The sequence below is a fragment of the Aeromonas tecta genome, assembly GCF_000820185.1.
Taxonomy (GTDB): domain Bacteria; phylum Pseudomonadota; class Gammaproteobacteria; order Enterobacterales; family Aeromonadaceae; genus Aeromonas; species Aeromonas tecta.
Genome location: NZ_CDCA01000005.1, coordinates 19502 through 33509 on the forward strand (window position 1 = coordinate 19502; position 14008 = coordinate 33509).

Here is a 14008-nt window from a genome sequence, read left to right on the forward strand (position 1 = left end):
CCAGGCCCGCACTAAGCGGGCCTATTCAAACCAGAGGACCCACCATGACCGAACAAGCCAAAACCGACAACGCCCAAGCCCAACTGGTTGTCATCGAGCCCACCACCGCTGTCACCTTGTTTACCGAGGGCACTGGGGTGAATGAACTACTGGCCGACATTCGCCAGAAGGCAACCAGCCTGGTGCCAGACACCACTACCACCAAGGGACGCAAGGAGATCGCCAGCATTGCCTATGCCGTGGCCAAGACAAAAACCTACCTGGACGGGCTCGGTAAAGAGCTGACCGACCAGTACAAGGCCATCCCCAGGAAGATTGATGAGCATCGTAAGACCATCCGTGACACCCTTGACGCCCTGAAAGAGGAAGTGCGTGAACCGCTGACCCGGTTTGAAGAGGCCGAGGCTGCCCGGGTTGAAGCCCTGCAATCTCGACTGGTCCACCTCAATGAACTAGGCTCCTCTGCCAGCAGCGAGATCCCCACATCCGAACTGCAGGCCATGCTGCTGGAGGTAGAGCAGACCGCGCTGGACGACACCTGGCAAGAACTGCTGCCCCAGGCGACCGTCGCCAAGGAACTCGCAGCCAAGCGTCTTGGCGAGACTCTGGCGGCTCGCCAGAAGTACGAAGCAGAGCAAGCCGAATTGGAAGCGCTGCGCAAGAAGCAGGCCGAACAGGACCGAATCGACCGCGAGCGCCTGATAGCCGAGCAGGCCGCAGAACAAGCCCGTCTTCAAGAAGAGAATCGCCAGCGCCTGGAGCGTGAAGCCGCCCAGCACCGCGAACAGGAGGCCCAGCGCCAAGCCCAGGCCGCGCGCGCGCGTGAGGAGCAAGCCCGGCGTGATGCCGAAGCCGCCGAGCTGGCACGCCAGCAGGCCGAAGAGAACGCCGCTAGCCAGGCAGAAGAGGCCGCCACCCGCGCCGCCGAGCAGGAACGCCAGCGCATTGCCAACGAGCAGCGCCTCAAGGATGAAGAGGATGCCCGCCGCCTTGCTGACCGTGATCACCGCGGCCGGATCAACAGCGCCATCTTGATGGATCTAATGGGCCTTGGTATCGATGAGGACAAGGCCATAAACCTCATCAAGCACGTCGCAAGTCACAAGATCGACCACCTGACCATCAACTACTGAACACCCTCACCAGCCAGATCCCTATCGACCCCAAGGAAGTGCACTGATGTTGAAACTGGAAGGCAAGAAATTTGGAAAGCTGACTGCTATTAGGCCAACCAGCACTGTTGGCAGCTATCGTCTCTGGCTGTGCAAGTGCGATTGCGGCAATACGGCAGAGGTGAAGTCATCAAACTTGAAATCAGGGGCAACAAGATCATGTGGTTGTCTGGTAAACGGCAACCCTACGCACGGGATGAGGAAGTCAAAAGAGTACAGCGTGTGGGTTGGAATAAAACAGCGATGCCTTAACCCAAAGATCAAAAGCTACAAGGACTACGGCGCAAAGGGCGTGACCATTTGTGACGAGTGGAAAGACTCTTTCGAGGCATTCATATCGCACTTAGGTAAATGCCCATCTGAGAATCACACCATCGACAGAATTGATTCATCAGGCAACTACGAACCTGGCAATTGTCGCTGGGCAACCAGAACTGAGCAAAACAGGAACAGAAAAAACACCGTTTATCTCGATGTAGATGGAGAGAAAGTCGCGCTTCCTGTGCTTGCAGAAAAACATGGTCTTACAGCCAAAAAGTTATGGGCAAGGCTGTTTTCATTCGGGTGGAGCCTTGATAAGGCGCTATCTCACAAAACAAAGGAGCAAAGCTGATGACCGATTATCTTGGCTCAACTACATCGGTTGAGCATCGTGATTGCACGATGACCCCGCTCTATCTTTTCAGGGCACTCGATCGGGAATTTCAATTCATCCTCGATGCTGCAGCCCTGCCGGAGACAGCCCTGTGCCAGAAATACCTGACGCCAGATATCGACTCCCTGAGCGTAGACTGGGGCGACTTTATCAGCCCCTCGGCGCGAGCGCCCTGGGCCTGGCTCAATCCACCCTACTCCGATATCGGGCCATGGGTTGCAAAGGCTATCGAGCAGCAGGGCAAGGGAATTGGCACCGTCATGCTGGTACCGCAAGACACCAGCACCGAATGGTATCCCGGTGAACGCGCCAGCGAGGTGCGCCACATCACCGGCTACCACGACGACAACGGCAGGTGGCGCAACGGCCGGGTGAGCTTCATCAACAAGGCTACCGGTGAAGAAATGAAGGGAAACCCAAAGGGCTCCATGCTCCTAATCTTCGCTCCAGGCTGGCGCGGCGAGTACCGGATCCGGGACGTTAGCAAACTGACCTTACTACTCGCCGGAGCAGAGCCCATCAGCGCTGCAGCCTGATACCCCCAATTCATCCACCGCTGGTCACACAGAAACGGTGGATAACTCATAGGACTCCCATGCAAAAGACCGAAAGCCCCTACTGCGGTGCAGTAGTCGTTGGGCTCGGCGTCGTCATGCCTCATCCAAAGCAGCCCGAAATGTTCGTCCTGCCTGGAGGCACGACCTGCAATCGGCAAACCGCCGAAGCAGCAGCCCGCAAGATTCATTACTTGCAGACACAAAATCACCACAGGCTTCGGAGGTGAGCCATGCGCTACCGAGAACCCATCATCCAGTCAGGGTTAACCCGAGAAGAGGCTACTGATGCGCGGGATCGATATCTGCGCATCAACCCCGGCGCCAAAGTCACCATCGACAGCCAGCCAGATAACCCCCAGCTCAAGACCCTGATAGCCCATCTCCCTGTCCTGCCATTTCAGCGGGTACGGGATCCTGGCTTTTCCGGATACCGCGGCTGGCGGTCATAGCCGGCGAGCCAGTCTTGCTCCCCGGATTTGGGGTGCAAGAAATAACGGCCCTTCCTTCAATCCCATTGGCGCCCCATCCTCAATAACAGGAGGGCCACGCCATGCAACAACTTCAACTGACCATCGACCAGGATAGCCAGCTACTCAACGACCTGGTCAGCACCGTGCGCTCCCCCACCCTTTCCCGATCGGCCAAGCTCGCCGAGATCGGCCGCATCCTGGCTCACTTCGATCTGCCTATCGATGCACCCAGGGTTGCCGGCCAGCTCTGGAGTGCCACCGAATTAGGCAAAGAGTTGGGGGTAAGCGCTCAAGCCATTGGCAGGCTCGCCAACCTGCATAACCTTAAAACCCCAGAGCTTGGGGAGTACCGCCTTGACCAGGCATCGCACTCTCGCAAGCAAGTTCAAACCTTCTACTACAACACCTGCGGGCACCACCGGCTTGCAGAGATTCTTAAATCGAGGACCACATGCAACGCAACTACATCTACCCCTGTGCAAGATGGGTGAGACCACGCCTCTTTGAAGCACTAACTGGCATGACTGAGAAAGCAGCCGAGGGACGGCGCCTTAAAGGCGAATGGCCGGAAGGAGTGATCTGGAAATATGGTCCTGATGGACAGGTTCGTTACAGCATCGAGGAGTACGACAAGTGGGTAGAGTCAACGCAATAGACAACCTTTCCACCCTGGTTGCAGGACTGACCGGGATAGAGGTACACGGCAACAAATTGCGACTCTGCTTCAGCTACAAAGGTAACCGCTGCCGCGAAGTCCTCGACATTCCCCTGAGCAAAGCGAATATTAAATTCGCAGCAAACAAACTGGCGGCGATTAAGCACGAGATCGCACTAGGCAATTTCGACTATGCCAAACACTTCCCAAACTCCAAGGCTCTCGTGCGCCTAGGCATGAGCAATGCCACCAGAATGACCCTGGCTGAGGCCGTCACAGCATTTATGGAGAGCGTAGGTCCAACCGTCGGCATCTCAACCAAGCGCTCATACCTTAGCGCCTTTCGCAGAATGACCTTGTTCCTTGGCCAAGACATGCCGATTGCCGATCTGCTCCCCATGCATATCGAGAGGCTACGCAACGATTTGCTCGGCGATTGCCAACCAAGATCAGTCAAGACCTACCTGGGGCACGTGGGGAATTTACTGCGCTGGGCAGCCAGGAATGAACTTATCGAGAGAGAGTTTGATGTACGCGTCCATGCAGCAAAGTTAAGTACAGGAAAGAGCGCTGACCCTTTTGAGCATTGGGAGTTTCAAAAGTTGCTGGAGGTAACCTCTAACAAGCAATTCAAGAACATATTGTTGGTACTGGCCTATACCGGAATCCGCCCCGGTGAGCTACGGGCCCTAAGTTGGGAGGATGTCGATATGGAGCAGCGGGTGATCCATATCCGGCGCAACATCACTCAACAGAAGATGCAGTTCAAACTGCCAAAGACAAATCGTACTCGGATTGTGCAGCTGATGCCCCCAGCTCTGGCCGCATTACAGGAACAATTTAAGATAACTGGGGCACTTTCGGACGCAAAGATTGACATGCACTTACCAGGTGGCATGATCGTGCGCCAAACATTGCGTCCAGTTTTTCGTCCAACCAGGCTTGTGCCAGGTAGACCACCGTTTTACTCCGCAGTTTTCCTGGTGGCACCATGGCAAGCAGCAATCAAAAAGTCTGGGGTTCGATATCGTCGTGCCTACCAACTTAGGCATACTTTTGCCAGTTGGAACATTACTGCTCACGGAAATCTTGCGTTCATAGCTGAACAGATGGGCCACAACTCCGCAAGGATGTTGCAAGAGGTCTATGGAAAATGGATCGAATCCGCCAGCCGCAGTGAGGCCGACTTGATCTGGAGTGCAATGCAAAAGAATGGGCATTTGCCCCAATAGCGCCCCAGAATTTTCAACCAGTGACATAGAGCACTGATAATTAAGGATTTTTTTACAATCATATGTTAAGCAGCAATAACATCACCATGCAGTTCGGCGCCAAGCCGTTGTTTGAGAACATCAGCGTCAAGTTTGGCGGCGGCAACCGCTACGGCCTCATCGGCGCCAACGGCTGTGGCAAGTCCACCTTTATGAAGATCCTCGGCGGCGACCTTGAGCCCACTGGCGGTAATGTGAGCCTGGACGTCAACGAGCGCATCGGTAAGCTGCGCCAGGATCAGTTCGCCTACGAAGAGATGCGCGTGCTGGACGTGGTCATGATGGGCCACGCCGAGCTGTGGGCCGCCATCGCCGAGCGTGATGCCATCTACGCAAACCTGGAAGCCACCGACGACGACTATATGCGTGCCGCCGAGCTGGAAGGCACCGTCGCCGAATACGACGGCTACACCGCCGAAGCGCGCGCGGGCGAGCTGCTGCTGGGTGCCGGTATCCCCATCGAACAGCACAACGGCCCCATGAGCGCCGTGGCGCCGGGCTGGAAACTGCGAGTGCTGCTGGCACAGGCACTGTTCTCCAACCCCGATATCCTGCTGCTGGACGAACCGACCAACAACCTGGACATCAACACCATTCGCTGGCTGGAGCAGGTGCTCAACGATCGTGAAAGTACCATGATCATCATCTCTCACGACCGTCACTTCCTGAACTCCGTCTGTACTCACATGGCGGATCTGGATTACGGCGAGCTGCGCGTCTACCCGGGCAACTACGACGAGTACATGACCGCGGCCACCCAGGCTCGCGAGCGTCTGCTCTCCGACAACGCCAAGAAGAAGGCCCAGATCGCTGATCTGCAATCCTTCGTGTCGCGTTTCAGTGCCAACGCCTCCAAGTCCAGCCAGGCCACTTCCCGCCTCAAGCAGATCGACAAGATCAAGATTGAGGAAGTGAAGGTCTCCAGCCGTCAGAACCCCTTCATCCGCTTCGAGCAGGAGAAGAAGCTGTACCGCAACATCCTGGAAGTGGAAGGGGTGTCCAAAGGCTACGGTGATACCCCGCTGTTCAAGGGTCTCAGCATGATGCTGGAAGTGGGCGAGAAGGTCGCCATTCTGGGTACCAACGGCATCGGTAAATCCACCCTGATCAAGACCCTGATGGGCGAACTGGCGCCGGACAGCGGCACCATCAAGTGGTCCGAAAACGCCCAGATCGGCTACTACGCTCAGGATCACGCCGAAGACTTCGACACCGATCTCAACGTGTTCGACTGGATGGCCCAGTGGAAACAGGCCAACGAAGACGAGCAGGCAGTGCGCTCCATTCTGGGTCGCCTGCTGTTCACCCAGGACGACATCAAGAAGCCGGTCAAGGTACTGTCGGGTGGCGAACAGGGTCGCATGCTGTTTGGCAAGCTGATGATGCAGCGCCCCAACATCCTGATCATGGATGAGCCGACCAACCACCTGGACATGGAATCTATCGAATCCTTGAACATGGCGCTGGAGATGTATCAGGGCACCCTGATCTTCGTCTCCCACGACCGCGAGTTCGTCTCCTCCCTGGCGACCCGCATCATGGAACTGACCGAGAACGGCATCCGTGACTTCGGCGGTACCTACGAGGATTACCTGCGCACTCAAGGCGTGGTGTAACACCCCTTCCCTCGCAGTGCATGCATAAAAACCGGCGCCTGATAGCGCCGGTTTTTTATTGCCCCCGAACTGCTGTCTCCAAGCCCATATCACAGCCTGTAGATCTGCCCTAGACCGGCATGGATTCCCGCACGTCCCACTTCTCACGACGCCCCGAGGCTCCCACGCGCCTCAGATCGGTATGGATATACCTCGCGACGCCCACAGGCTCCTGCGCGCCACAGGTCCGCATGGATATACCTCGCGGTGCCCACAGTCTCCCGTGCCCCAGACCGGTACGGATGCTCTCACGACGCTCATAAGTGCCAGTGCGCCTAGATTGGCATTCAAGCTCCCATCGACATGCTCTCGGCCGCCAGGCGTCATCCCCACGGCGCCGACATCTGCCCAACGCCTCCCTGCGTGGCATAGATCATCTGCATGGTGAGCATTTTTACGATAGATAACGCCATGAAATCGCTATTTTATAGATAAAAAAACGGCCCCATAGAGGGGCCGTTTTCGATGGAGTGCGAGGTCGGTTTATTCGACGGTCGCTTCCACATCGGTAAAGTACTCAATCTTGGCAGACTTGCGCAGCTCGTCGATCAGTGACTTGTAGGCGGCCTGGGCCTTGCCCTGGCCAAGCTGACCTTGCAGCAGGCTGACCATCTGGGACGGCTCCTTGGTCACATTGACCTTGTCCAGTGCCACCACGACGCGATCACCATTGGCCTCGGCAACCAGCTCGACACTCGGCTTGCCATCCTTCGGATGCGGCATGCGGAATGCCTGGGCCAGCAGGTTCTGATCCATGTCCTGAGCGAAGCGGGAAACGCCATTGTGGGTCTCCACCTTGGCACCCAGCGCGGTCAGATCGGCCTGGATGTCTTCACCGGCATGCAGCTTGTCCAGCAGGGCCTGGGCCTTGCCACGAGCCACTTCGCTCGCCTTGTCATGCTTGATGGCCGCAACCACCTGCTCCTTGACGTCAGCCAGCGGCTTGGCCGCCTTGGGCTGATGACCCATGATGTGCAGCACCAGCGCCTTGCCATCCGCCAACTCGATCACATCCGAGTTGGTGTTGTCATCGCGCAGCTGTTCGGAGAACGCCACCGACAGCACCTTGGGATCATTGAGCGGGGCAGCCGCATCGGCCTGGCTGAAGAAATCGGTAGAGATCACCTTCAGGCCCATGGTCTCGGCGGTCAAGTCCAGTGAGTCCGGGTTTTCGAAGCTGCTGTCAGCCATCTTCTGCTGCTCGGCGAAGAATAGCTCCTTGGCCTTGTCAGCTTGCAGACGGGTGATGGTTTCGCTCATCACGTCCACAAACGGCTTGGTCTTGGCAGGCTCGATGGCCAGCAGCTTGATGACGTGGAAGCCGAACGGGCTCTTCACCACCGCGGAGAGATCGCCAGCCTTATTCAGGCCAAAGGCGGCCTTCTCGAAGGCAGGATCCATCACCCCTTTCTCGAACCAGTCCAGCTCGCCGCCTTTCTTGGCGGAGAAGGTATCGGAGGAGTTGGCTTTGGCCAGCGCGGCGAAGTCTTCACCACCCTTGGCTTTGGCCAGCAGCTCGCTCGCCTTCTGCTCGGCGGCCTTCTCGTCCTTGCCAAACGGGATCAGGATGTGTGCCACCTGGCGACGCTCGGCACGCTGGAACAGGTCCTGGTGCTGATCGTAGTAATCCTGGGCATCCTGCTCGGTCACCTTGATGTTTTTGCTCAGGGTGGCGGCGTCCAGCAGCAGATAGTCGACCTTGACCTTCTCGTCGTTCATGAAACGACCGCTGTTGGCCTTGTAGAACTGATCCACCTCGGCGTCGGTCACCTCGACATCGCCCAGATAGGCAGCTGCGCTCAGGCGCACCAGGCGCAGATCGCGGGTCTGGTTATACAGCTGGTCGAGCTGCGCGGCTTCACCCTTGAGGGCGAATTCGGAGCCCAGCAGGGCGCCCATCATTTGCTGACGCACCATGTCCTGGCGCAGGGAGTCACGGAACATTTCCGGTGTCATGCCCGCGCGGCGGATGAGCTGCAAGTAACGGTCGTTGTTGAATTTGCCCTCTTCGGCAAACTCCGGCATGGCGACGATGGCCTGCTTGATCTGCTCGTCGCTGACGCGCAGGCCGAGCTCGCGGGCCTTGCCATCGATCAGTGCCTGATCGATGAGTCGGTCCAGCACACCACGGCGGAACTGTTTCATGTAATCCGGGTTGGCAGCCATCTGGTTGAAGGCCTCACCCATTTGAGATTCCATGCGGGCCCGCTCGTTGCGATAGGCATTCTCCAGTGCGGGGGCACTGATGTCATTGCCATTGACGGTAGCGGGGGCGGTACGTGCCGGGCCGTTGAGGTAGCTACCTACACCGGCCAAGGCAAAGGAGAGAATGATCAAGCCCAAGATAACCTTGGCTACCTTGCCCTGCGCCCCTTCGCGTAGTTTATCCAACATCATGTTTGTACTTATGCTCCCGAACTCGATGGGCGTAAATAATGAAAAGGCGCACCGATTGCGATGCGCCTTGGTCAATCAGTATGAGGGAGAGCCCTCTCACTTGTCTGGTCTGCGACCAAGGACGGTGGCCGATGTGAAATCAGCGCCCGGCTTAGTTGACCGCGTCTTTCAGGGCCTTGCCGGCTTTGAAGGCAGGAACTTTACCGGCGGCGATTTCGATGGTCGCACCAGTTTGCGGGTTACGGCCAGAACGAGCAGCACGCTCGCGTACTGCGAAAGTACCGAAACCAACCAGAGCAACCTGGTCACCCTCTTTCAGAGCTTCACCTACTGCATCGATGAAGGCATCCAGCGCACGGCCAGCAGCGGCTTTGGAGATATCAGCACCGTCTGCAATCTTGTCAATCAGTTGAGATTTATTCACTCTTATATTCCCCTTTTATCGAACATCGCTGCGGCGCTGATTTCCCTGGCCACAACAAGTGGAGGTTTTATAGCAAGCCTCCTGATCAGTTGCAAGTGACAATCTGGCGCAAACCCGCGCCACATCACGCATTGCGACTCATCATGAGTACCCGATCGGTGGTCAAGGCTACTTCCGTTATCCGGCGCATGCAAGCCTTAACCACCTCCCGAATGCGCCAAATTTGCGGCACATCAACATTTACACGACAGAAACGCGTTCGAAACCCTGTGGATTGTCCTGCAACGCCAGTGCAAGCACCTCATCAATCCAGCGAACCGGATAAATTTCAAGGTCTTGTTTGACGTTGGCCGGGATCTCTTCCAGGTCACGTTCGTTCTCTTTCGGGATAAGCACCCGCTTGATACCACCACGATGTGCAGCCAGCAGTTTCTCTTTGAGACCGCCAATTGGCAAGACCTCACCACGCAGGGTAATCTCCCCCGTCATGGCCACGTCGGCACGCACCGGGTTGCCGGTCAGGCTGGAGACCAGCGCGGTGCACATGGCGATACCGGCGCTCGGACCATCCTTCGGGGTTGCCCCTTCCGGCACGTGCACGTGAATGTCACGTTTCTCGTAGAAGTCCGCGTTGATGCGCAGCTTCTCGGCACGGGCCCGTACCACCGTCATGGCGGCCTGGATGGATTCTTGCATCACGTCACCGAGTGACCCGGTGTAGGTGAGCTTGCCCTTGCCTGGCATGTTGGTGGTCTCGATGGTGAGCAGATCGCCGCCCACCTCGGTCCACGCCAGACCACAGACCTGACCAATCTGGTTCTGATCGGTCGCCTTGCCGTAGTCGAAACGCTGCACCCCGAGGAACTCCTTGAGGTTGTCCTGATTGACCAGAACATGCTTGATGCTCTTGTCCAGCAGAATGCGCTTGACGGCTTTGCGACAGATCTTGGAGATCTCACGCTCCAGGCTACGCACCCCCGCCTCGCGGGTGTAGTAGCGGATCACCCCGACCAGGGCCGAGTCTTCGATGGTGATCTCGGACTCTTTCAGACCGTTACGTTGGATCTGCTTGGCTACCAGGTGCTGCTTGGCAATGTTGAGCTTCTCGTCCTCGGTGTAACCCGACAGACGGATCACTTCCATCCGATCCAGCAACGGACCCGGGATGTTCATGGAGTTGGAAGTGGCCACGAACATCACGTCCGACAGGTCATAATCCACTTCCAGATAGTGATCGTTAAAGCTGTTGTTCTGCTCCGGATCCAGCACTTCCAGCAAGGCGGACGCGGGATCGCCACGCATGTCCGAGCTCATCTTGTCGATTTCATCGAGCAGGAACAGCGGGTTCTTCACGCCGACTTTCGCCATCTTCTGGATGAGCTTGCCGGGCATGGAGCCGATATAGGTCCGACGGTGACCACGGATCTCCGCCTCGTCACGCACGCCGCCGAGCGCCATGCGCACATATTTGCGACCGGTCGCCCTGGCGATGGACTGACCGAGCGAGGTCTTGCCCACACCGGGAGGCCCAACCAGACACAAGATGGGTCCTTTGAGCTTGTTGACCCGCGCCTGCACCGCCAGGTACTCGAGGATGCGATCCTTGACCTTCTCCAGGCCATAGTGATCCGCGTCCAGCACCTCTTGTGCCTTGCCCAGATCCTTCTTGACCTTGGAGCGGGCCTTCCACGGCACCTGCACCATCCAGTCCACGTAGCTGCGCACCACGGTGGCTTCGGCGGACATGGGGGACATCATCTTCAGCTTGGCGAGTTCAGCCTGGGCTTTCTCACGGGCATCTTCCGGCATCCCCGCCTCTTCAATCTTGCGATTGAGGGCTTCGAATTCGTCCGGGCTGTCTTCCAGCTCACCCAGTTCTTTCTGGATGGCCTTCATCTGCTCGTTGAGATAGTACTCGCGCTGGCTCTTCTCCATCTGTTTCTTGACCCGGGAGCGGATGCGTTTCTCGACCTGCAGCAGGTCAATCTCCGACTCCATCATGGCCATCAGAAACTCGATGCGCTCGGACACAGAGGCGATTTCCAGCACCTTCTGCTTGTCTTCGAGCTTGAGCGGCATGTGCGCGGCCATGGTATCGGCCAGGCGCGCCGCATCGTCGATCGCCGAGATCGAGGTCAGTACCTCGGGCGGGATCTTCTTGTTGAGCTTGATATAGCCTTCAAACTGACCGATGGCGGAGCGCACCAGCACATCCTGATCCTTCTCCTCGATGGCAGCAGACGCGATGTACTGCGCCTCACCGACGAAGAAGTCCTTGTCATCGATCATCCGCTCAAGACGGGCACGCTGACCCCCTTCCACCAGCACCTTAACGGTGCCATCGGGCAGCTTGAGCATCTGTAAAATATTGGCCACTGTCCCGACGGTGAAGATCTCCTCCACCGTAGGCTCGTCAGTCGACGCATCCTTCTGGGCCACCAGCAGGACTTTTTTGTCCTGCTCCATGGCCGCTTCCAGACAGCGAATGGATTTTTCCCGCCCCACAAAGAGTGGAATGACCATGTGGGGGTAAACCACCACGTCACGAAGAGGCAGGACGGGAATCTCGATGCGTTCTGAACGCTCTAGGTTCATATATGTCCTCTCGGCTTGTTATACCGTTGGCAAAGCGCTTGGCAGAGTATATGGGGGCGCGAAGATGAGATTCAATCGCCTTGGCCGTAAAAAGCATGAAAGGGGCAAAATGCCCCTTTATGTGATTAAAAATCAGCCAGTTACTCTGAGGCGGCGGCCTGAGTTTCGGGATTGTCGTAGATCATCAAGGGCGCGGAGTCCCCTTTGATCACCGTCTCGTCGATCACCACCTTGCTGACCCCTTCCAGGGACGGCAAATCATACATGGTGTCGAGCAGCACGGCTTCGACAATGGATCTCAGACCACGGGCACCGGTTTTACGCTCCATCGCCTTGCGCGCAATGGCGTTCAAGGCGTCGTCACGGAACTCCAGTTCCACCTCTTCCAGCGCGAACAGGGCAGCATACTGCTTGGTCAGCGCATTCTTCGGCTCTTTCAGGATCTGGATGAGGGCCGCTTCATCGAGCTCGGTCAGCGTCGCCACCACCGGCAGACGGCCGATGAACTCGGGGATCAGACCGTATTTGATCAGATCTTCCGGCTCCACCTTGGCAAAGTTCTCGCTCAAGGTCGCCTTGGCATTCTTGGATTTGACGTCAGCGCCAAAACCGATGCCGGTGCCCTTGACGGAACGTTGCTCGATGACCTTGTCCAGACCGGCGAAGGCGCCACCGCAGATGAACAGGATCTTGGAGGTATCAACCTGCAAGAACTCCTGCTGCGGATGCTTGCGGCCGCCTTGCGGCGGGACCGACGCTATGGTGCCCTCGATCAGCTTGAGCAGCGCCTGCTGTACCCCTTCCCCGGACACGTCGCGGGTGATGGAGGGGTTGTCCGACTTGCGGGAGATCTTGTCGATCTCGTCGATATAGACGATGCCACGCTGGGCCTTCTCTACGTCGTAGTCGCACTTTTGCAGCAGTTTCTGGATGATGTTCTCCACGTCCTCGCCCACGTAACCGGCTTCGGTCAAGGTGGTGGCATCGGCCATGGTGAAGGGGACATCCAGCAAACGAGCCAGGGTTTCGGCCAGCAGGGTCTTGCCGCTACCGGTCGGGCCAATCAGCAGGATATTGGACTTGCCGAGCTCCACACCACCAGCTTCGCTGCCGCTGCGCAGACGCTTGTAGTGGTTGTAGACGGCGACGGCCAACACCTTCTTGGCGTACTCCTGCCCGATCACATAGTCATCCAGATGAGCACGAATTTCATGAGGGGTCGGCAGCTCGCTACCATCGCGCTTGGGAGAGATCTCGCGGATCTCCTCGCGGATGATGTCGTTGCACAGCTCGACACACTCATCACAAACGTAGACGGAAGGGCCAGCGATCAGCTTACGCACTTCATGCTGGCTCTTGCCGCAAAAAGAGCAATAAAGCAGCTTGTCGCCCTCACCCTTGCGTTTCTCTGTCATTCAGCAACCTCGTTTTATCAATAGAGGATGGATCGTTCTGTTGAGTTTACAACAGTCCGGAATACCCTGCTCAGCCGCGCTGGCTCAGGATACCGTCCACCAGACCATAGGCCACGGCCTGCTCTGCCGACATGAAGTTGTCACGGTCGGTGTCACGCTCGATAGTCGCCATGTCCTGGCCGGTATGGAAGGCCAAACGGTCGTTCAGGGTATTCTTGATCTTCAGGATCTCCTGGGCATGGATCTGGATGTCAGATGCCTGGCCCTGGAAACCACCAAGGGGTTGGTGGATCATCACACGGGCATTGGGCAGGCAGAAACGCTTGCCCTTGGCGCCACCGGCCAGCAGGAAGGCGCCCATGGAGCAGGCCTGCCCCATGCAGACGGTGCTGACGTCCGGCTTGATGAACTGCATGGTGTCATAAATGGACATACCCGCAGTGACCGCGCCACCCGGTGAATTGATGTAGATGCTGATGTCCTGATCCGGGTTCTCGGATTCGAGGAACAACAGCTGAGCCACCACCAGATTCGCCATGTGATCTTCAACCTGACCGGTCAGGAAGATCACCCGCTCCTTGAGCAGACGGGAATAGATGTCGTAAGAACGCTCACCCTTAGCCGTTTGCTCGACCACCATAGGGATGAGCGCATTGCGTGGGGATTCAGTCACATCGTTATAGTTCTTGTACATAAGGCATTGTCCCTAAAATAAAATGGCCCGAGTGGAGATCACACGAGC

The 14008-nt window shown here is 57.2% G+C and carries 11 protein-coding genes; 6 read left to right on the plus strand and 5 right to left on the minus strand.

Annotated features, from left to right (window positions below; translation table 11 throughout):
• The first annotated feature begins 44 nt into the window (after positions 1-44).
• From BN1137_RS00260 to BN1137_RS00285, 6 genes are all read left to right on the plus strand, one after another.
• The gene (locus BN1137_RS00260) at positions 45-1133 is read left to right on the plus strand and encodes a coiled-coil domain-containing protein (RefSeq protein WP_050716684.1); all 1089 of its coding nucleotides are present in this window, start codon (positions 45-47) and stop codon (positions 1131-1133) included.
• A gap of 46 nt (positions 1134-1179) precedes the next feature.
• Positions 1180-1785 carry a hypothetical protein gene (locus BN1137_RS00265; protein WP_050716685.1) on the plus strand — a complete coding sequence of 202 codons (606 nt, stop codon included), beginning with the start codon at positions 1180-1182 and terminating at the stop codon, positions 1783-1785.
• Positions 1785-2363, plus strand: coding sequence for a phage N-6-adenine-methyltransferase (locus BN1137_RS00270; protein ID WP_050716686.1), 579 nt, complete (start codon positions 1785-1787; stop codon positions 2361-2363). Before BN1137_RS00265 ends, BN1137_RS00270 begins: the two co-directional genes overlap by 1 nt.
• A gap of 571 nt (positions 2364-2934) precedes the next feature.
• Complete coding sequence (locus BN1137_RS00275) at positions 2935-3345, plus strand: hypothetical protein (protein WP_050716687.1); 411 nt, start codon at positions 2935-2937, stop codon at positions 3343-3345.
• 142 nt (positions 3346-3487) lie between these two features.
• Positions 3488-4741, plus strand: a complete 1254-nt coding sequence (locus BN1137_RS00280; protein ID WP_050716688.1) for a site-specific integrase — start codon at positions 3488-3490, stop codon at positions 4739-4741.
• Between the two features lie 62 nt (positions 4742-4803).
• Positions 4804-6396, plus strand: a complete 1593-nt coding sequence (locus tag BN1137_RS00285) for an ABC-F family ATPase (RefSeq protein ID WP_050716689.1) — start codon at positions 4804-4806, stop codon at positions 6394-6396.
• 522 nt (positions 6397-6918) lie between these two features.
• Here BN1137_RS00285 and ppiD read toward each other — a convergent pair.
• The 5 genes from ppiD to clpP form a co-directional block, all read right to left on the minus strand.
• Positions 6919-8832 carry a peptidylprolyl isomerase gene (ppiD, locus tag BN1137_RS00290; RefSeq protein WP_050716690.1) on the minus strand — a complete coding sequence of 638 codons (1914 nt, stop codon included), beginning with the start codon at positions 8830-8832 and terminating at the stop codon, positions 6919-6921.
• Positions 8833-8983: 151 nt separating this feature from the next.
• Positions 8984-9256 carry a nucleoid-associated protein HU-beta gene (gene hupB / locus BN1137_RS00295; RefSeq protein WP_005315375.1) on the minus strand — a complete coding sequence of 91 codons (273 nt, stop codon included), beginning with the start codon at positions 9254-9256 and terminating at the stop codon, positions 8984-8986.
• Positions 9257-9496: 240 nt separating this feature from the next.
• Positions 9497-11851 (minus strand): endopeptidase La, encoded by a 2355-nt coding sequence (gene lon, locus BN1137_RS00300; RefSeq protein ID WP_050716691.1) that lies wholly within the window; start codon positions 11849-11851, stop codon positions 9497-9499.
• A 140-nt stretch (positions 11852-11991) separates the two neighbouring features.
• Positions 11992-13266, minus strand: coding sequence for an ATP-dependent protease ATP-binding subunit ClpX (gene clpX, locus BN1137_RS00305; protein WP_042653669.1), 1275 nt, complete (start codon positions 13264-13266; stop codon positions 11992-11994).
• A gap of 70 nt (positions 13267-13336) precedes the next feature.
• Positions 13337-13960: an ATP-dependent Clp endopeptidase proteolytic subunit ClpP gene (gene clpP, locus BN1137_RS00310; protein ID WP_005324106.1), complete on the minus strand. Its 624-nt coding sequence runs from the start codon at positions 13958-13960 to the stop codon at positions 13337-13339.
• Positions 13961-14008 lie beyond the last annotated feature (48 nt).

Excerpts from the sequence above, each read along its gene's own strand:
- BN1137_RS00260 (WP_050716684.1), top strand. The coding sequence starts at position 45 with ATGACCGAACAAGCCAAAACCGACAACGCCCAAGCCCAACTGGTTGTC.
- BN1137_RS00265 (WP_050716685.1), top strand. The coding sequence starts at position 1,180 with ATGTTGAAACTGGAAGGCAAGAAATTTGGAAAGCTGACTGCTATTAGG.
- BN1137_RS00270 (WP_050716686.1), top strand. The coding sequence starts at position 1,785 with ATGACCGATTATCTTGGCTCAACTACATCGGTTGAGCATCGTGATTGC.
- BN1137_RS00275 (WP_050716687.1), top strand. The coding sequence starts at position 2,935 with ATGCAACAACTTCAACTGACCATCGACCAGGATAGCCAGCTACTCAAC.
- BN1137_RS00285 (WP_050716689.1), top strand. The coding sequence starts at position 4,804 with ATGTTAAGCAGCAATAACATCACCATGCAGTTCGGCGCCAAGCCGTTG.
- ppiD (WP_050716690.1), bottom strand. The coding sequence starts at position 8,832 with ATGATGTTGGATAAACTACGCGAAGGGGCGCAGGGCAAGGTAGCCAAG.
- lon (WP_050716691.1), bottom strand. The coding sequence starts at position 11,851 with ATGAACCTAGAGCGTTCAGAACGCATCGAGATTCCCGTCCTGCCTCTT.
- clpX (WP_042653669.1), bottom strand. The coding sequence starts at position 13,266 with ATGACAGAGAAACGCAAGGGTGAGGGCGACAAGCTGCTTTATTGCTCT.
- clpP (WP_005324106.1), bottom strand. The coding sequence starts at position 13,960 with ATGTACAAGAACTATAACGATGTGACTGAATCCCCACGCAATGCGCTC.